Here is a 17757-nt window from a genome sequence, read left to right on the forward strand (position 1 = left end):
ATGTCAGGGGGCACGGCCCTGCATGGGAGATAGCACCCATCACCAGGAGGCAATACACATGGAAAGCGCAGGCGTACACAACTACATGGAGCAGCTGGTGCTCGACCAGCTGCGCTTGCATCCCGATAGCCACGCCATGGATGTCGACAGCCGCGAAGACGTGGCCTGCATCGCGCTCAACCAGCTGGCGCCCCGCTATATCCGCCACGACGTCGACATGGCGTTCTACATGGCGCCCGCCGAGCAGGAGCTGCTGGAAGAGCGCGTCTCGATGGCGCTTCAGGAAGCCTTCGACAAGGTGCGTTCGATGCCCCGCCACGGCTAGCCACGCGCTGCGGCCCCATGAAGCGTCGCCCTGAACGCGCCCTGCAACACCAGAAGCGGATCAATGATCACCGCCAGCGAAACGACAACGGCCACCGCGATGGATATCGCGGTGGCCGTTGTGTCTGTCGCAGATGCTGCCCGAGGCGTTACCTCACGTGACCTGAGGGGCATTTCCTCAACCGGGCAGCATCAGATTCCCTCGGCGCACTGCGGCGGCACTTCATCCAGCACCTTGCGCAGGAAGGCGCGCGTGCGGTCATCCTTCGGCGCACTGAACAGCTGACTCGGCGGCCCCTGTTCGACGATACGTCCGCCTTCCATGAAGATGACCCGGTCGGCGACTTCCCGCGCGAACTGCATCTCGTGGGTGACCACGATCATGGTCTGGCGCTCGACCGCCAGCTGCTTCATCAGCTCCAGCACCTCGTCGACCCATTCAGGGTCCAGTGCCGAGGTCGGCTCATCGAACAGGATCACCTCGGCCTGGGCGGCCATGGCGCGCCCGATGCCGATACGCTGCTGCTGACCGCCTGACAGAGCCGCCGGGAAGGCGTCCGCCTTCTCGCTCATGCCGATACGCTCGAGAATCTCGCGCGCTCGCTGGTGCGCCTTGGCCTTGGGCCAGCCGTTGACGACGATCAGGCCCTCGGCAATGTTCTCCAGCGCCGTCTTGTTGGCGAACAGCGCATAGTTCTGGAACACGAAGGCACTGCTGCGACGCAGTCCCAGAATGTCGTGACGGCTGGCGCGCGTGGCCTCGACCTTGCGTTCGCCGATCTGGATCTCGCCACCATCGGGCTGCTCGAGGAAGTTGATGCAGCGCAGCAGCGTGGACTTGCCGGTGCCTGACGGGCCGATGACGACGATGATCTCACCCTGCTTCACTTCCAGAGTGATGCCATCGAGTACGGCCTGCCCGCCGAATTTCTTGACCAGATTTCTGACTGCAATCATCGCTGATAGGCCTTGTTGAGACGTTTCTCCATCCAGCGCTGCACGAAGGACAGCCCTTCCACCATCACCCAGTAGACGATGGCCACCATGATGAAGGATTCAAAGTACAGGAAGCTGCTGGCCGCTTCCTTCTGGGTCGCGCCCATCAACTCGGTCACCCCCAGCGTGAAGGCCAGCGACGTGGACTTGATCATGTCCACGAAGTAGTTCATCAGCGTGGGGGCCGCCACGCGGGCCGCCTGGGGCAGCACGATGCGCCGCATCAGCTGGACATTGGTCATGCCGATGGAGAGCGCCGCCTCGGTCTGGCTGCGATCGACCCCGACGATGGCGGCGCGGATGGATTCGGCCATGTAGGCCGAGAAGTGCAGCGTCAGGCCGAGAATCGTCGCGGTGACGCCATCGATCTGGGTCAGGAACGCCATCACCTGCGGCAGGCCGTAGTAGAACAGGAACAACTGCACCAGCAGCGGCGTGCCGCGGAAGAAGGAGATGAACACGATGGTCAGCGCATTCAGCACCGGCACCTTGAGCACCCGCACTACCGCCAACAGCGAGGCCAGCACCAGCGCGGCCACCATGCCGATACAGGCCATCTTGAGTGTCAGTGGCAGGTATTTGAGCATGACCGGCAACAGGCCAAGCATGTAATCGATATTGAGAGTATCCATTCGTTATCCGGACAGGCTGGGGGCTTGGCTGAGGGTCTGGAAAGACACCCGTCGACATGACGACAACGGGGCGACGGTCAAGCCGTCACCCCGTTTGCACATGACATCCTGGCATGCGCCCTTGTATCAGGGCGCAGCGGGCAATGTTCAAGGCGTGGTGATGTCGTTGCCGAACCACTTGTTGGAAATCTCGGCCAGGCGGCCATTTTCCTTGAGCTCGGTCAGCGCGGCATCCACCTCGTCACGCTTGGCCTCGCCTTCGGCGTCCTTGCGGAACGGCAGTGCGTTCTCCAGACGCGAGAACGGCTTGCCAGCCAGTTCCAGCGGCAGCGGCGTCTTCTGGATCACCTGGCTTGCGCTGACGCGGTCCATCACGAAGGCATCGACACGGCCCAGAGCGGTGTCCTGCTCGATGTTGGACTCATAGGTCTTGATGTCGATCTGGTCGGCGTAGGGCAGCTCTTTCATCAGCGCTTCGTAGTTGGAGCCCAGGTTGACCGCCACGCTGTGGCCCTTGAGGGACTCGACGCCGGTGATCTCGTCATTGCCGCGACGCTTGACCACCTGAGCCCCGTCATAGACGTAGGGCTGGGTGAAGGCGAACTTGGCCTTACGCGCATCGGTGATGGTGATCTGGTTGGCCACGGTGTCGATGCGGCCGGCTTCCAGCGAGCCGATCAGGCCGGAGAAGCTCATGGTCACGAATTCGATGTCGTCGCCGGTGATCTCGCCGACGGCGTTGAGGACATCCACTTCAAAGCCCTGCAGCTTGTCCTGCTTGACGAAGGTGAACGGGAAGTAGCCGCCCGACATGCCGACCTTGAGGGTGTCAGCCTGTGCCGCCAGGCTGCCCAGGGTGGTCGCGCCCAGCGCGGCAGCCATCACGGCGCCCTTGAGAGCGGTAGAAGAGAAGACAGCTGCGAGCGAACGTGATTGGCGCATCGGGATTCCTCGTGGATCGCAAGACTGGGCCATTGGCGCTGGACGGTCGCTGACATTCGGTTGAACGCGGATGTCTAGCCAACAGAACAGGTATAAGCACAGCCTTTTATATGTGATTTGGTTGTATAGGATAACGGGACTGCCCCGCATTCCCAATCATTTCATCCCTTAAGGACATAACCAGAAGGAATAAGACAGCAATTGTGTCAATGAGCGCGATTCTAGCATGCCTGTCATGGCGGGCCAGTGACGCCGTATGGGCCACCTGCAGGGCTAGATGTCAGCCTGACGACAAGTGGATGACAGTTATTCACGCCATCCGTGGACGATGCTGTGGATAACCCGTCTCGGTCACGCTGCAAGCCGCGCCAGCCGTGGGATGACGAAAATTGATCAAAAAATCATCAACCTGCAAAACGCTCAGCGGGACTTGAGGTGCCGCGTCATCTGTCAAGCCATCACGGGTCGAAAGAGCGGCCATAATAGGGACAGGTCGCCCTCTTTCCTCTGGCCGCCATCACACGCCAGCGGGTGGCATGACAGCCGGTGAATCGCTAAAGTCGCTGCCATTCCAGACATGCTTAGGCACATGTCACGCGCCGGCAGCTGTCACTCAACGACACATGCCACGCCTGGCAATGATGCTCGACAAGACTCTTTTCTTCCGTTCTTCCGCACGCCAAGCCAAGGCGTGGCGGAGACACAGCCGTGGTGAGCCTCATGACTCCTCTCTCTTCCTTGAGCAACTTCTTCACACGCACCGGCGCCGAGCTGCACCTTTATCACCTGGGTCGCACCCTGGCGCCGCTCAGTCTTGAGCAACTGGAAGCCTTCGAGACCGAACAGCAGCCGTGGGAGCAGCCCTTCAAGGGCCAGGCGCGCCTGGCATGCGTGTTCCGGCCGGCCGGGCTCGACGATCCGCTGGTGTGGTTTCTGGCCCTGCCGCTGGATGAGGAAGGCCGTCTGTCTCCCGCACAACGCGACGCCTTCCTCGAACGCCTGATCACGACACTGGGTCAGACGGCGCTGACCGTCGGCCGACCTGATCTCCAGCAGGCCGAGGCAGGCAAGATCGACAACCTGATGCAGGACAACCCGCTGGCCTTCACGCCGGACGACAGCCTGCGCGCCATGCTGCACGCCCGCGCCAGCCTCGATTGCGACCGCCCTGCCAGCCAGTACTACGAGCTCGCCGAGCAGTATCTCACCGCCCAGCTACCGCTGGATGACTGGCCGTCACTCGGTCTGCAGGGCATCGCCGACGTACTGACACGACGCGGCGAGCTGTCCAGCGAGCTTGCCGCCGCCTTCGTGCAGCGTCTGGCTGACCTGCCGGACACGCCGCTGCGCGCCATCGCGCTGTGTCTGGAGCAGGCACCGCCCGCCCATGCCCAGCTGGCTGGCCAGCTGCCTGAGGAATACGAGACCGAGCTGCTCTCCGCCCTGATCGCACGTGGCCAGGCCGCGCGTGATCTGGGGGACCTGGAGACGCTGTGCGCCTGCCTGCGGGCCGCCGGTGCCAGCCCAAGGCCTGCGGCGGCGGAGTGGATCGATGCCCTGCTGGCCGACGACGAGGCCGTCAATGTCGACGTGCTGGTCGCGATCGCCGCGCGCGGCTACGCCCACCTGGAAGATGCCGAACGTCTGCCGGCCTTCCTGACCCGCCTGGCCAGCTGCCCGCAGGCCAACTTCGCTGCCCTGGCCCGCGACCTCGCCCTGATTCCGCGTCTGCGTCTGCCGGTGCTGATGACGCTGCGTAACGCAAGTGCGGACAGCCCGCTGGGTCAGGCGCTTGCCGCCCTGACCCGCCAGGCCGAAACCGGCAATCCTGCCCCGCGTCATTGACGCCGGGCATGCCCGCAGGTGACAGTGCTTGAGATCATGCGCATAACCCACGACACTTGATCGGACACTTGCTCAAGGCATGGAATCGGGGCTGATCGGCACCGGTGAACTGGGCAAGTTGCGACGCGCCACCGGCACGATGTAACCCGCGCCTGTGGCCGTGGGTGACTTGCCCAGCGCCCGCAAGCGAGGCGTCCGGCGGCGATGAAAGCGTGCCATGACCGCGTGCCCGGGGCGGTTTTGCCGGGCGTTGTCCGCGCCACCGTCATCCCCCGCTTCGTGACGCGAAAAAAGAGGCTTCAGCAAGGATTGCTGTCAGTACGTTAAGTGACTATGCTGCGCGCCCGCCTGGCCCTTACCCCGCCATGCCGGCAACGCACATTACGCTGTGCCGCGCCTGCCCGGTGTCTTCATGCCGTGAGCCGCTGCCCGCTTCGCTCACGCCCTCTGATTCAGGATGAAACATGTCGCATCACAAGAACACTTCGCGTCATCACATCGACAAGGCACCGCCCCTCGATCTCAAGACACTGAATCATGACCTGCTGGGCTTTCGTCCGCGGGGCGTGGTGGGTCGGCGTGAGCTGATCGAGCTGCCGGAACTCAAGCTGCACCTCAATGCCAAGATCGACACCGGTGCGCATTCCAGTGCGCTGCATGCCGAGAGCATCGAGGTCTTCGAACAGAATGATGATCTGTGGGTTCGCTTCATCACCCGGAGCGGCGGTAGTGATTCCCCGCCGCATACGGTCGAGACGCCGGTGCATGATCGCCGCCGCGTGCGCTCATCCAATGGTCAGGCCGAGTGGCGCTACGCGATTCGCTCGCGCATGAAGCTGGCCGGGCTCGACTACGATATCGACATGACGCTGGTGGACCGCTCCCAGATGCGTCACCCCATTCTGCTGGGGCGCCGCGCCCTGCGTCGCCTGCTGGTCGCACCGGGCGCCGCCTATCTGCACGGCGAACCCTGACGGCACCAGCCAGGCACGCGGCGGCATGCCTCGGCATCTCGCCTCAAGACGCTGGCCCCGCTGCCATCTGCATCGCGTGACGCCTCGAGACGACAAAGGCTTCACCGGCGAACACCACGCCTCCTGACGGGCATCACGTCAGTCTTCTTCTGATTCATTCCTATCTCTGTCTGGCCCATTCGGCTCCGGAGGATTTCATGCATATCGGTATCCTGTCGCGTAACTCACGCCTCTACTCCACCCGTCGCCTGATCGAGGCCGCCGAGGCACGCGGCCACACCGCGCGCGTGGTGGACACGCTGCGTTGCTACATGAACATCGCCTCGCACCGCCCGTCCATCCATTACAAGGGCGCCGAGATCGAGCACTTCGACGCCGTCGTGCCGCGCATCGGTGCCTCCGTCACCTTTTATGGCTGCGCCGTGCTGCGTCAGTTCGAGATGATGGGCACCTACGTCGTCAATGATTCCGTGGCCATCTCCCGCTCACGCGACAAGCTGCGCTCCCTGCAGCTGCTGTCGCGCAAGGGGCTGGGCCTGCCGGTCACCGGCTTCGCGCATTCGCCGGATGACATCCCCGACCTGATCACCATGGTCAAGGGCGCGCCGCTGGTCATCAAGCTGCTGGAAGGCACCCAGGGCATCGGCGTGGTACTCGCCGAGACCAACCAGGCCGCCGAGAGCGTGATCCAGGCCTTCATGGGCATGAAAGCCAACATCATGGTGCAGGAATACATCAAGGAAGCACGTGGCGCCGACATCCGCTGCCTGGTGGTGGGTGACAAGGTGGTGGCGTCAATGAAGCGTCAGGCGGCCGATGGCGAGTTCCGCTCCAACCTGCACCGGGGCGGCACCGCGAGCGAGATCCGCATCACGCCGGAAGAGCGCTCCACCGCCATCCGCGCCGCCAAGGCCATGGGCCTGTCCGTCGCCGGTGTCGACCTGCTGCGCGCCAATCATGGCCCGGTGATCATGGAAGTGAACTCCTCGCCGGGCCTGCAGGGCATCGAGACGGCCACCGGCAAGGACATCGCCGGTCTGATCATCGATCACATCGCCAAGTCCGCCGCGCCGGCCAAGAAGATTCCGCCCAAGCCCAAGGGCTGAGGGCTGAGGGCTGAGGGCTGAGGGCTGAGGGCTGAGGGCTGAGGGCTGAGGGCTGAGGGCATTGCGCGCAACGTTTCCCAAGGGTGCAGGTCGTCATGACTGCACCCTTGGCGCTTCTGGGTCAGATGGCCGCGCGTGTACGAGCGTGAGCGATGGAAACAGGGCAAGGACAGCGCCTGAATGGCAACGATGATCGTCACCAGAACGTCATTGTATTGTCGTAAACTGCAGGGATTGACAGTGCGGGAATAAATATCCTGACTTTCTGCCCTTCAGGGGTAGAAAAACACTGTTTTCACCCGCACAATCTCTTCTGACGGAGGAGGTGACCGCCCATGTTTCTCGACAATCGCCAGGTGGCGATGGATAGCGTCCAGGAAGCCCTGGCAGACAGTCTTGATTATTTCGAGGATAACGCCGAACGGCTGCGTCCCGCGCTCCTGAAGGCCTTCGAGCCCTTCTATGCGAGCCGTGTCGAGCTCAAACAGGCCCTGGAAGTCGAGACACGCAAGCATCTGAGCCTGATGCCGCGCGACGCCGATGTCGAGCGCGATGACTACATGTGGCTATGGAGTCGCCTGAAGAGCATCGTCGGCAATGACAATCAGGTGCTGATCAACGAGCTGCTCGAACAGGAACGCGTCCTGATGCAGGCCTGCTCGACCGCCTTCACGCATCCGCTGCCTGACAGCATGGAAAAGGTACTGGAAGGCATCTTCCACAACTGCCGCCATCTGATCCGCGAGCTGTACCGTCACCAGACAGGTCAGGCCGCCCGCCGCCGCGCCGGCTAGCCACCTGCCCGCCGCCAGGCCGTGAACGCAAGACGCCCCGCCTCCCAAAGGAAGCCACCTGCCCGCCGCCAGGCCGTGAACGCAAGACGCCCCGCCTCCCAAAGGAAGTGCGGGGCGTCTTCGTATTGACCCTATGCATCTGGCGAGACCAATGCGCGGCTAGTTCGTATCAGACCTGACAGGCAGCCACTGGAGCAATGCCTGCTTCACTCCGGGCAGACTGGCCAGCAGGCTTGCCTGCGCCTGACGCGCGAGGGCATGCGGGTCCGGCGTGTCGGCAGCACTCTCTTCATCCGTCACATCCACTCCATCCGCCATATCACGACTGGCAGCGGCCTGCTGCCCTGCTCCGGCTGTCACGGAGCCCTCCGCCGGCGACATCACGTGCTTGTCTGAGGAGTGAGATGATGAGTGCGATGACAACACCGGCGTCGGCAGCGACTCCTGCGGTCCGAGGAAGCGCGGCTTGCGCCCCCACAGGTAGAGATCACCCACTGTCGCCGCACGGGCCAGCCACTCGCGCAGCATCAGCTTGAGCCCCGGCGGCTGACGCTCGGAGATGGCCGGACAGCCCACAGCCTCCAGGCCCAGCGCATCGGCGATGAACAGCGCACGCGGCAAATGCCACGGCTGAGTGACCAGCACCGCCTCGTCGACACCGAAGACCTTGTGAGCTCGCACGAGGGTATCGAAGGTGGAGAAGCCCGCGTAATCGAGCGTCATGAACTCCTGCGGCACGTTGCGCGCTCGCAGATCACGCCACATGGTCATCGGCTCATTGTAGTAACGCGTGCGGTTGTCTCCCGAGAGCAGCAGGTTGGAGACGCGGCGCAGGCGGTAGAGCTGGGCGGCGGTATCAAGGCGTGCCTGATAGTGTGGATTGCTGCCCCCGCCCACCAGGCCGTGGGAGGTGCCGAACACGATCCCCACCTCACGGCTCTGACAGGTCAGCGGTGACGTGGCAATGCGATCGTGCGTTGCCATCACGACCCAGAGGTTGAGCCCGACCACCGTCATTGCACCGGCGGCCAGCAGACCGACGAGGGTCCAGCCAGCCCGCATGATCACTCGCTGCATCTCTTCCTCACGCCCATCCCTGCCTGTCTTTCCTGCCGTTACCGTCACATCGTGCAGGCATGAGCGCCCAGCCTACCCAAGCGGCCGAGGCTCTGCCAGCACTGACTGTTCCCCGGCCACGCATGCGGGTGACTCCGCTCAGTCTTCCTGCACCATCACGGCCTTGACATTGACTGGCACCTGGGTCGCGATGTTGCCAAGCCCGGCCAGGTCACGCAGGGTGCGAATGCCATCGACCAGCGCGAACTGCTCAGCATCGACCATCACAGGCGTGAGGGTCTGCACCAGCCAGCGGTCGCCGCGCAGGCGCGTCACCTGCAGGCTCATCGGCAGGTTCTGGGTGTTGTCGTGCAGCGTCAGCTGGCCTTCGACATCCACCTGCTGGGTATCGCCCGGCTCCATCACCTTGAGGGTCGGCATGTCGAGACTGGCGGTCATCACGGCCAACGGATAGGTGCCGGACTCGAACAGCTTCTCGCTGACGCGCTGGTCACGAATGTCGATGCCGGTACTGGCGGAGTCGAGGTCGATCTCCACCGACAGCTGACCGGCGTCATTGACGCGCGCCCGCCAGGAGGTGAAGGCATCCGTCTCGACGGTGCTGGCGCCCGACTTGGCCATCTTGGTGGTCTGGAAGCTCAGCTGTGACACATCGCCATCCAGCTTCCAGGCGGCCTGCGCGCTGGCAGCGGTGCTCAGGATCAGGGTGGCGGTCAGGGTGCGCAGCGCAGTCTGGAATCGCATTGGGGAGTCTTCCTTGAGGCAGGTGATACGGGAAACCGTCAAACGGACGTGCCGACGCGGCCCGAGGCAGCAACTTGCCCGGACGCTCAGCAACGTGAATTGGATAGCCGGATGGACGAGAGGTTCCCGCCCATCCGGTTGCGTTTGCTGCATCTCGCCCGAGTGATACTGCGACTACCGGCCATGACAGGCCTCCAGGGAGCCGCAGAGAGTAAAGGGCGACAACAGCAGACGACTAAGGTGCGCTGATGATGTTCAGAACATGCCCAGTTCCAGGCGGGCATCCTCACTCATCATCTCGCGCGACCAGGCAGGCGAGAACACGATCTCGACGTGGACCTTGGAGACATCCTCGGCGCCGAGAATCTTGCGCTTGGCGTCCTCGGCGATGACGTTGCCCATGCCGCAGCCCGGCGCGGTCAACGTCATCTTGAGATTGACCATCTTCTCGCCGCTGATCAGGGTGTCGATACGACAGCCATAGACCAGTCCCAGCTCGACGATGTCGACCGGGATCTCGGGGTCGAAGCAGGTGCGCAGCTGGGCCCAGACGAAGGCCTCGATGTCGGCATCGCTCTGGCCGGCCGGCAGATGCGGACGCGGCACGGCGTCCAGCCCCAGCGCATCGAGGCTGAAGCTCTCGATCAGGTACATGCGACCCTCGAAGGCGACGCTGACGGTGCCGCCCTTGGCCTGCATGACTTCGACCACCGAGTCCTCGTGCAGGGTCACCGACTTGCCGAACGGTACCGAGATGCCCTCCACGTCCCGCTGCAACGGCATCTTCTGGCCCTTGCCGAGGCTGGCCAGCTGGTCTTCAGTGTGGCTCATGCCCTCTCCTTGCCGAGCCGCATGACAGGCATGCGGATCGTGAATTCTGTTGGTTCACTCAAGACGTGCGGGTGACAACATCCCCTGGCAAGTGCCGATACCAATGAGGCCCGCCATGCGCGAGCCTCATTGATCAGCGCCCGTCAGGGCCACCGCAGGGGGTGCTCAGCGCACCATGGTCAGCACACGCTGCAGGGCATCGACGAACATGTCGATCTCTTCCGGCGTGTTGTAGGCCGCGAAGGAGGCCCGACAGGTGGCATCGACACCGAAGCGACGCAGCACCGGCTGCGCGCAGTGGTGGCCGGTACGGATGGCGACCCCCAGCTGGTCGATCAGCAGACCGATATCCTGGGCGTGGGCACCATCGACCACGAAGGAGATCGCGCCCGCCTTGTCGGGCGAGTTGCCGATGATGCGCAGGCCGTCCACTTCGCGCATGCGCTCGCTGGCATGGCGCATCAGCTGCTGTTCCCAGCGCGTGATCAGCGCCATGTGGGTGCAGTCCAGCCAGTCGATGGCCTTGCCCAGCCCGATGACCTCGGCGATGGGCGGCGTACCGGCCTCGAACTTGTGCGGCAGGTCCGCGAACAGGGTGCCATTCTCGAACGACACCGTGCGGATCATCTCACCGCCACCCTGCCACGGCGGCATCGCCTCCAGCAGCGCTTCCTTGCCGTAGAGCACACCGATGCCGGTCGGGCCGTACATCTTGTGGCCCGAGAAGACATAGAAGTCAGCATCGATCTCGCGCACATCGACCTGCTGATGCGGCACCGCCTGGGCGCCATCGACCAGAATCAGCGCGTCGTGAGCGTGTGCCAGCTTCGCCATCTCGGCCACCGGGTTGATGCTGCCCAGGGCGTTGGAGACCTGATTGACGCAGACCAGACGCGTCTTCTCGCCCAACAGGTCGCGGTAGGCCGCCATGTCGAGCACGCCATCGTCGTCACACGGGATGACCTTGATGACGATATCGAGACGCTCGGCCAGAAGCTGCCACGGCACGATGTTGGCGTGATGCTCCATCACCGAGATCAGCACTTCATCGCCGGCATTCAGCCAGTTGGCTCCCCAGCTGTTGGCGACCAGATTGATCGCCTCGGTGGTGCCGCGCGTGAAGATGACTTCCCGCGTCAGGCGCGCATTGATGAAGCTGCGCACCTTCTCACGCGTACCTTCGAAGGCCGCCGTCGCCTCATCCGCCAGGGTATGCAGACCGCGGTGGATGTTGGCATTGGTCTTGCGGTAGTAGTCGCTCATCGCGTCGATGACGGCGGTCGGCGTCTGGCTGGTGGCGGCGCTGTCCAGATAGATCAGCGGCACATCACCATGCACGCGACGCTCGAGGATCGGAAAATCCTCGCGTACCCGCACCACGTCGAGCATCAGGTTGTCGAGTGCGCTCATGCAAAGTCCTCATCACGTGCCACCGCCACGGCGCCACCGCCCAGCTCGACGCTGAGATCGACCAGCTCATCGAGGTGGAAGCGTGACGGCAGGCGCCCCGCGACACTGCGCTCGATGCGCTCGGCGATGGCGTCGATGCCCAGACCAGTCATGACTTCGTTGGCGAAGGCCAGGGTCAAAAGGCCACGGGCGGTCTGCTCATCGATGCCACGGGCGCGCAGCGCGAACACGGCGGTCTCGTCGAGCTGACCGGTCGTGGTGCCGTGGGAGCACTTGACGTCGTCGGCGTAGATCTCGAGTTCCGGCTTGGTGTTGATCTCGGCGCGGTCCGACAGCAGCAGGTTGGCGTTGTTCTGATGCGCCTCGATCTGCTGGCTGTCGCGCTTGACCAGCACGCGGCCATTGAAGACGCCGCGGGCACGGTCGGCCAGGATGCCCTTGTAGTTCTCGTCGGAGAACGTCAGTGCCTCGTTGTGATTGACCAGCGAGTGGGTGTCCACGTGCTGGCGATCACGACCGAAGAACAGGCCATCGAGACGTGCATGGGCGTTGTTGCCGTTCAGGTCGCAGACGATGTCGTTGCGCACCAGACCACCACCGGTGTTCAGGTTGATGGAGCGATACTGGCTGTCACGCGGCTGCTCGACCTGCAGCGAGGCGATATGCGTCTCGCCGATGGCGGCTTCGCCCAGCTTGTAGTGATTGAGCACGGCGCCGCGCTCCAGCATCACTTCGCTGACCATGTTGGTGAAGTTGGTCGCGCCGCTTTCACCGATGTGATGCTCGATCACGCTGGCTTCGGCGCGGCTGCCCAGCTGCACCAGCAGACGCGGGTGGCTCATGGTCACGGGCTGGCCTTCGACGGCGGCACGCGACAGGAACAGCACGTAGACCGGCTTGTCGAGCACCGTGCGCGGGCCGACCTGAATCACCGCACCCTCTTCGGTGAAGGCAGAGTTCAGCGCCACGAACGGCGTGAAGTCGATGCCGGTCAGGCGGTTCAGCGAGCCGCCGATGACTTCCGGCTGATTGACGATGGCGTCAGACAACGGCACGACACGCACGGTGTCGGGCAGGCCTGCCACATCGGAAAGCTCGGCATTGTAGAGGCCATCGACGAACACCAGACGGTAGGCGTCGACGTCGAGAGCCAGCGCATCCTTCACGGCCGGCGCGAGGCTTGCATCGTCGGCGAGACGATATTGCTGACGACCCAGTGCCTGGGTGTCGGTGTACTTCCAGGCCTCGACCTTGCGGGTCGGCAGGCCGAGGGCTTCAAAGCGGGCGATGCCGGCCTGACGGCGGGCGGCCATCCAGCTCGGATCGGCCGCAAAGCGAGCCTTGCGGGCAGCGAATTCGCTGACGAAGGCTTCGCTGCCGGGGACGGACGCGGTAGCAAGTGCTGTCATTACGCGGTTTCCTCCTGCAGCCAGTCATAGCCCTGGGCTTCGAGTTCGAGTGCCAGCGACTTGTCACCGGACTTGACGATGCGGCCATCCATCAGCACGTGGATCTGGTCCGGCACGATGTGCTCGAGCAGACGCTGGTAGTGGGTGACCATCAGCACGGCGCGGTCTTCGTTGCGCAGCGAGTTGACACCCTTGGCGACGACCTTGAGAGCATCGATGTCGAGGCCGGAGTCGATCTCGTCGAGCATGGCGAGCTTCGGTTCCAGCACCAGCATCTGCAGGATCTCGTTGCGCTTCTTCTCACCGCCGGAGAAGCCTTCGTTGACGGCGCGCTGCAGGAAGCTGGCGTCCATCTGCATGAAGGCCAGTTTCTCGCGGATCAGCTTCATGAATTCCGGGGCCGGGATCTCGCCCAGGCCTTCGGCTTCACGCTTGGCGTTGAGTGCCGCCTTGAGCAGGTAGACGTTCTTGACCCCCGGGATCTCCACCGGGTACTGGAAGCCCAGCAGCAGACCCGCACGCGCACGCTCCTCGATTTCCATCTCCAGCACGTCCTCACCCTCGTAGGTGATGGTGCCGGATGTCACTTCATAGCCGTCCTTGCCGGCGATCACGGAAGACAGCGTGGACTTGCCCGCGCCGTTCGGGCCCATGATCGCGTGGACTTCACCCTTGTTGATGGTCAGATCGAGACCCTTGAGGATTTCCTTGCCTTCCACCGAAACGTGCAGATCTTTGACTACGAGCATGTTGATACCTTTTGCTGACAGGCCGCCCGCGAGCGGCCCTCAAGAATGGGGTGAATGCGAAAGGGACGGCGCGATCAGCCGACGGCGCCTTCAAGGGTAACGTTGAGCAGCGCCTCGGCCTCGACGGCGAACTCCATCGGCAGCTCCTGGAAGACGTCCTTGCAGAAGCCGTTGACGATCATGTTGACCGCATCTTCCTCGCTGATACCGCGCTGACGGCAGTAGAACAGCTGATCTTCGCCGATCTTGGAGGTGGTCGCCTCGTGCTCGACGGTGGCCGTGGCGTTGCCGATCTCCTGATAAGGGAAGGTATGCGCACCACAGCGGTCGCCGATCAGCAGCGAGTCACACTGGGTGAAGTTGCGCGCACCCTTGGCCCGCGGGCCGATCTTGACCAGACCACGATAGGACTGCTCGGAATTGCCGGCCGAGATGCCCTTGGAGACGATGGTGGACTTGGTGCCCTCACCGATGTGGATCATCTTGGTGCCGGTGTCCGCCTGCTGACGACCATTGGTGACGGCGACGGAGTAGAACTCGCCGACACTGTCCTTGCCACGCAGGATGCACGACGGGTACTTCCAGGTGATCGCGGAGCCGGTCTCGACCTGGGTCCAGGAGACCTTGGAGCGATCACCGCGACAGTCGGCGCGCTTGGTGACGAAGTTGTAGATGCCGCCCTTGCCGTCTTCATCGCCCGGATACCAGTTCTGGACGGTGGAGTACTTGATGTAGGCATCTTCCAGTGCCACCAGCTCGACCACGGCGGCGTGCAGCTGGTTGTCATCACGCTGCGGCGCGGTGCAGCCTTCCAGATACGAGACCTGAGCCTGCTTCTCGCAGATGATCAGGGTGCGCTCGAACTGACCGGTGTTGGCGGCGTTGATGCGGAAGTAGGTGGAAAGCTCCATCGGGCAGGTGACGCCTTCCGGCACGAACACGAAGGAACCATCGGTGAAGACGGCCGCGTTGAGCGCGGTGAAGAAGTTGTCCGCCTTGGGCACCACGGTACCGAGGTACTGCTTGATCAGCTCCGGGTAGTCCTGGATGGCTTCCGAGATGGAGCAGAAGATGACGCCCGCCTCGGACAGCTCCTTCTTGAAGGTGGTGGTCACGGACACGGAGTCGAAGACCGCATCGACCGCGACACCGGCCAGTGCGGCACGCTCGTGCAGCGGGATACCCAGCTTCTCGTAGGTCTCGAGCAGCTTGGGGTCGACCTCATCCAGACTCTGCGGGCGGTCTTCCGGCTTCTTCGGGGCGCTGAAGTAGGAAATCGCCTGGTAGTCGATCTCCGGATAATCCAGGTGGGCCCAGGACGGCGCCTTCATCTTCAGCCACTGCTGATACGCATCCAGACGCCACTCCAGCATCCACTCCGGCTCACCCTTCTTGGCCGAGATGAAGCGAATCACGCTTTCATCCAGTCCCGGCGGAATGGTGTCGCTCTCGATATCGGTCACGAAGCCCTGCTTGTACTCGCGCTGTACAAGCTGCTCCATCTCCTGGCTCGCCATGCTGGTCTCCTCTCCCGGAGAGCTCCGGGTCTGTTCAGATGCCTGATCACCCCGCCCGAATCGCAGCGAAGTTCGAATGTTCGTGTTGCCATGGCGACATGTGTCGCGCGGCAACGGACTCAGTGTTTGCCGGTTCTAGCGTTTGCCAGTGCCGTTGGCTGCCCTGGCCACGGGGGGCGGTTCGTCATCCCCGTACAGGCTGATGGCCTGAATCGGCAGTTGCACCGGCATGCGCAGTGGCGCGGATGACGCCAGATGCGCCAGCGTCACGCTGCCAAGCAGCTCACTGATGGCGTACGAGACGCGCTGCCAGTTGTCGGCCACCCCGCAGGTGTTGACCAGCTCGCAATCGCCGTCGGCGTGGCTGCACTCGGTCACGGCCACCGGGCCTTCGATGGCGCTGATGATGTCGCTGGCCGTGATCTGGCTGGCCGGGCGTGCCAGGCGATAACCGCCCAGCGCACCGCGCCGCGACTCAAGCAGCCCTGCCCGCACCAGCGCCTTGAGCGTCTTGCTCACGGTGGGATGCGGCAGCTGCACGCTTTCGGCCAGATCGATCGCCGCATGGGCCGAGTCCGGCTCGCGGGCGATGCGCGCCATCACGACAGCGGCATAATCGGTCATCTTGGAAAGCTTCAGCATGCTGGCCTCCACCGCGGGAAGATTAATTGGGGACCATTTTAGTCCTGTATCAGAACGATGTGAAGCGGGGTCCCCACCGAAAACGTCGAATTGCGACCTGGGCAACCAGTTTGCCGACAAGATAGCCGCCGATCACAACAAAAATAACAATCATTCCCATTTAAAATATCTACCAGCCACGCCCGAAGCCCCAGGCGCCCTGTACAACAATCCCGTGCGCGCCAGGTGAGCGATGACGGCTGCCCCGCTACGCCCCTCCCCTGCAACGCAAGCCCTCTCTACAAGGCCCCACAACTCAAGCCCCCCCCCACAACTCCACAACTCCACAACGCAAGACACCCCGCCGGGGAAATCCCGACGGGGTGTCTTGGTCACGCCATCATGCCGTCATGCAAGGCTCATGTGAGCCATGCGTGATGATCAGCCGTGGAACGGGTTGCGCAGCACGATGGTCTCGTTGCGGTCCGGGCCAGTGGAGATGATGTCGATCGGCACGCCGACCTGCTCTTCCAGGAAGCTGATGTAAGCGCGGGCGTTGGCCGGCAGCTTGTCGACTTCGCGCACGCCGATGGTGGAATCGCTCCAGCCCGGCAGGTCCTGGTACAGCGGCTCGATGGCTTCGTAGCCTTCGGAATCCACCGGGTTGTCCAGCACGTCGCCATCCTTACTGCGATAACCGATGCAGACACGGATGTTCTCGAGACCGTCCAGCACGTCCAGCTTGGTCAGGCAGATGCCGCTGACCGAGTTGATCTGCACGGCGTGACGCAGAGCGACGGCATCGAACCAACCACAACGACGCGCACGACCGGTGGTGGCACCGAATTCGTGGCCACGCTCGGCCAGGTGACGACCGAACTCATCGAACAGCTCGGTCGGGAACGGACCGGAGCCGACACGCGTGGTGTAGGCCTTGGTGATGCCCAGCACGTAGTCGAGATACAGCGGGCCGACGCCGGAACCGGTGGCGGTGCCGCCGGCAGTGGTGTTGGAGCTGGTGACGTACGGGTAGGTACCGTGGTCGATGTCGAGCAGTGAGCCCTGAGCACCTTCGAAGAGGATGTTCTCGTTGGCCTTGCGCACGGAGTGGACCAGATCCACGGTGTCGCAGACCATCGGGCGCAGCTCTTCGGCCATTTCCATGGCTTCGTCCAGCACCTGCTGGAAGTCGACCGGCGCTTCACCGTGATAGTGCTGCAGCACGAAGTTGTGGTAATCCAGCACTTCGCCCAGCTTGGAGGCGAAACGCTCACGGTGGAGCATGTCACCCAGACGCAGGCCACGACGCGCGACCTTGTCTTCGTAGGCCGGACCGATGCCGCGACCGGTAGTGCCGATCTTGGCGACGCCACGGGCCTTCTCGCGCGCCTGGTCCAGACGCACGTGGTAGGACAGGATCAGCGGGCAGGCCGGCGACAGACGCAGGCGATCACGCACCGGCACGTCGTTGGCTTCAAGCTCACGGATTTCCTTGATCAGCGCTTCCGGAGACAGCACGACACCGTTGCCGATGACGCAGGTCTTGCCCGGGTGGAGGATGCCGGACGGGATCAGGTGGAGGACGGTCTTCTTGCCGTCCAGCACCAGGGTGTGACCCGCGTTGTGGCCACCCTGGAAACGCACGACGGCGCTGGCGGATTCGGTCAGCAGGTCGACGACCTTGCCCTTGCCTTCATCACCCCATTGGGTGCCGAGCACGACTACATTCTTGCCCATGGTTCCTATCTCTTTCGGTGAATAACCGTCGGTGAAAACCCACTCACAA

17 protein-coding genes are annotated in these 17757 nt (G+C 63.3%); 5 read left to right on the forward strand and 12 right to left on the reverse strand.

The window, feature by feature from the left end:
* Positions 1 to 58 precede the first annotated feature (58 nt).
* Positions 59 to 325, forward strand: a complete 267-nt coding sequence (locus tag MSG32_RS08565) for a late competence development ComFB family protein (protein ID WP_054556810.1) — start codon at positions 59 to 61, stop codon at positions 323 to 325.
* Between the two features lie 191 nt (positions 326 to 516).
* Here MSG32_RS08565 and MSG32_RS08570 read toward each other — a convergent pair whose 3' ends face one another.
* The 3 genes from MSG32_RS08570 to MSG32_RS08580 all read right to left on the reverse strand — a co-directional run bounded on the left by MSG32_RS08570 (position 517) and on the right by MSG32_RS08580 (position 2834).
* The gene (locus MSG32_RS08570; protein WP_131431600.1) at positions 517 to 1281 is read right to left on the reverse strand and encodes an amino acid ABC transporter ATP-binding protein; all 765 of its coding nucleotides are present in this window, start codon (positions 1279 to 1281) and stop codon (positions 517 to 519) included.
* Positions 1278 to 1952 carry an amino acid ABC transporter permease gene (locus MSG32_RS08575; protein WP_043335389.1) on the reverse strand — a complete coding sequence of 225 codons (675 nt, stop codon included), beginning with the start codon at positions 1950 to 1952 and terminating at the stop codon, positions 1278 to 1280. The genes MSG32_RS08570 and MSG32_RS08575 overlap by 4 nt, the downstream gene beginning before the upstream one ends.
* 147 nt (positions 1953 to 2099) lie before the next feature.
* Entirely contained in the window at positions 2100 to 2834 is a 735-nt protein-coding gene (locus MSG32_RS08580; RefSeq protein WP_043335456.1) for an amino acid ABC transporter substrate-binding protein, read from the reverse strand.
* A gap of 780 nt (positions 2835 to 3614) precedes the next feature.
* Here MSG32_RS08580 and MSG32_RS08585 point away from each other — a divergent pair.
* The 4 genes from MSG32_RS08585 (at position 3615) to MSG32_RS08600 (ending at position 7613) form a co-directional block, all read left to right on the forward strand.
* Positions 3615 to 4739, forward strand: a complete 1125-nt coding sequence (locus MSG32_RS08585) for a DUF3549 family protein (protein WP_248379155.1) — start codon at positions 3615 to 3617, stop codon at positions 4737 to 4739.
* Between the two features lie 464 nt (positions 4740 to 5203).
* Complete coding sequence (locus MSG32_RS08590) at positions 5204 to 5713, forward strand: RimK/LysX family protein (RefSeq protein WP_248379156.1); 510 nt, start codon at positions 5204 to 5206, stop codon at positions 5711 to 5713.
* A 197-nt stretch (positions 5714 to 5910) separates the two neighbouring features.
* Positions 5911 to 6819 (forward strand): 30S ribosomal protein S6--L-glutamate ligase, encoded by a 909-nt coding sequence (rimK, locus tag MSG32_RS08595; protein WP_043335225.1) that lies wholly within the window; start codon positions 5911 to 5913, stop codon positions 6817 to 6819.
* A gap of 335 nt (positions 6820 to 7154) precedes the next feature.
* Positions 7155 to 7613, forward strand: coding sequence for a hypothetical protein (locus MSG32_RS08600; RefSeq protein WP_043335223.1), 459 nt, complete (start codon positions 7155 to 7157; stop codon positions 7611 to 7613).
* A gap of 159 nt (positions 7614 to 7772) precedes the next feature.
* Here the strand turns inward: MSG32_RS08600 and MSG32_RS08605 are convergent, their stop codons facing one another.
* From MSG32_RS08605 to MSG32_RS08645, 9 genes are all read right to left on the reverse strand, one after another.
* Positions 7773 to 8690 carry an ElyC/SanA/YdcF family protein gene (locus MSG32_RS08605; protein ID WP_248379157.1) on the reverse strand — a complete coding sequence of 306 codons (918 nt, stop codon included), beginning with the start codon at positions 8688 to 8690 and terminating at the stop codon, positions 7773 to 7775.
* A 138-nt stretch (positions 8691 to 8828) separates the two neighbouring features.
* Entirely contained in the window at positions 8829 to 9434 is a 606-nt protein-coding gene (locus MSG32_RS08610) for a YceI family protein (RefSeq protein WP_213113898.1), read from the reverse strand.
* Positions 9435 to 9689: 255 nt separating this feature from the next.
* Complete coding sequence (gene sufT, locus MSG32_RS08615; RefSeq protein WP_043335218.1) at positions 9690 to 10265, reverse strand: putative Fe-S cluster assembly protein SufT; 576 nt, start codon at positions 10263 to 10265, stop codon at positions 9690 to 9692.
* A gap of 165 nt (positions 10266 to 10430) precedes the next feature.
* Positions 10431 to 11675: a cysteine desulfurase gene (locus MSG32_RS08620; protein WP_043335215.1), complete on the reverse strand. Its 1245-nt coding sequence runs from the start codon at positions 11673 to 11675 to the stop codon at positions 10431 to 10433.
* Entirely contained in the window at positions 11672 to 13084 is a 1413-nt protein-coding gene (sufD, locus tag MSG32_RS08625; RefSeq protein WP_248379158.1) for a Fe-S cluster assembly protein SufD, read from the reverse strand. Before sufD ends, MSG32_RS08620 begins: the two co-directional genes overlap by 4 nt.
* Positions 13084 to 13833, reverse strand: a complete 750-nt coding sequence (gene sufC, locus MSG32_RS08630) for a Fe-S cluster assembly ATPase SufC (protein WP_248379159.1) — start codon at positions 13831 to 13833, stop codon at positions 13084 to 13086. Before sufC ends, sufD begins: the two co-directional genes overlap by 1 nt.
* A 74-nt stretch (positions 13834 to 13907) precedes the next feature.
* Positions 13908 to 15350 carry a Fe-S cluster assembly protein SufB gene (sufB, locus tag MSG32_RS08635; RefSeq protein WP_176676623.1) on the reverse strand — a complete coding sequence of 481 codons (1443 nt, stop codon included), beginning with the start codon at positions 15348 to 15350 and terminating at the stop codon, positions 13908 to 13910.
* Positions 15351 to 15485: 135 nt separating this feature from the next.
* Entirely contained in the window at positions 15486 to 15992 is a 507-nt protein-coding gene (locus MSG32_RS08640) for an SUF system Fe-S cluster assembly regulator (RefSeq protein ID WP_248379160.1), read from the reverse strand.
* A 420-nt stretch (positions 15993 to 16412) separates the two neighbouring features.
* Positions 16413 to 17708, reverse strand: coding sequence for an adenylosuccinate synthase (locus MSG32_RS08645; RefSeq protein WP_043335209.1), 1296 nt, complete (start codon positions 17706 to 17708; stop codon positions 16413 to 16415).
* Between the last annotated feature and the right edge of the window lie 49 nt (positions 17709 to 17757).

Origin of the sequence: Cobetia sp. 1CM21F (assembly GCF_023161745.1) — a bacterium.
Taxonomy (GTDB): Bacteria; Pseudomonadota; Gammaproteobacteria; order Pseudomonadales; family Halomonadaceae; genus Cobetia; species Cobetia amphilecti.

Bases quoted from the DNA above. Each gene is read 5' to 3' on its own strand.
- MSG32_RS08565 (WP_054556810.1), top strand. From the start codon at position 59: ATGGAAAGCGCAGGCGTACACAACTACATGGAGCAGCTGGTGCTCGAC.
- MSG32_RS08570 (WP_131431600.1), bottom strand. From the start codon at position 1,281: ATGATTGCAGTCAGAAATCTGGTCAAGAAATTCGGCGGGCAGGCCGTA.
- MSG32_RS08575 (WP_043335389.1), bottom strand. From the start codon at position 1,952: ATGGATACTCTCAATATCGATTACATGCTTGGCCTGTTGCCGGTCATG.
- MSG32_RS08580 (WP_043335456.1), bottom strand. From the start codon at position 2,834: ATGGCTGCCGCGCTGGGCGCGACCACCCTGGGCAGCCTGGCGGCACAG.
- MSG32_RS08585 (WP_248379155.1), top strand. From the start codon at position 3,615: ATGACTCCTCTCTCTTCCTTGAGCAACTTCTTCACACGCACCGGCGCC.
- MSG32_RS08590 (WP_248379156.1), top strand. From the start codon at position 5,204: ATGTCGCATCACAAGAACACTTCGCGTCATCACATCGACAAGGCACCG.
- rimK (WP_043335225.1), top strand. From the start codon at position 5,911: ATGCATATCGGTATCCTGTCGCGTAACTCACGCCTCTACTCCACCCGT.
- MSG32_RS08600 (WP_043335223.1), top strand. From the start codon at position 7,155: ATGTTTCTCGACAATCGCCAGGTGGCGATGGATAGCGTCCAGGAAGCC.
- MSG32_RS08605 (WP_248379157.1), bottom strand. From the start codon at position 8,690: ATGCAGCGAGTGATCATGCGGGCTGGCTGGACCCTCGTCGGTCTGCTG.
- MSG32_RS08610 (WP_213113898.1), bottom strand. From the start codon at position 9,434: ATGCGATTCCAGACTGCGCTGCGCACCCTGACCGCCACCCTGATCCTG.
- sufT (WP_043335218.1), bottom strand. From the start codon at position 10,265: ATGAGCCACACTGAAGACCAGCTGGCCAGCCTCGGCAAGGGCCAGAAG.
- MSG32_RS08620 (WP_043335215.1), bottom strand. From the start codon at position 11,675: ATGAGCGCACTCGACAACCTGATGCTCGACGTGGTGCGGGTACGCGAG.
- sufD (WP_248379158.1), bottom strand. From the start codon at position 13,084: ATGACAGCACTTGCTACCGCGTCCGTCCCCGGCAGCGAAGCCTTCGTC.
- sufC (WP_248379159.1), bottom strand. From the start codon at position 13,833: ATGCTCGTAGTCAAAGATCTGCACGTTTCGGTGGAAGGCAAGGAAATC.
- sufB (WP_176676623.1), bottom strand. From the start codon at position 15,350: ATGGCGAGCCAGGAGATGGAGCAGCTTGTACAGCGCGAGTACAAGCAG.
- MSG32_RS08640 (WP_248379160.1), bottom strand. From the start codon at position 15,992: ATGCTGAAGCTTTCCAAGATGACCGATTATGCCGCTGTCGTGATGGCG.
- MSG32_RS08645 (WP_043335209.1), bottom strand. From the start codon at position 17,708: ATGGGCAAGAATGTAGTCGTGCTCGGCACCCAATGGGGTGATGAAGGC.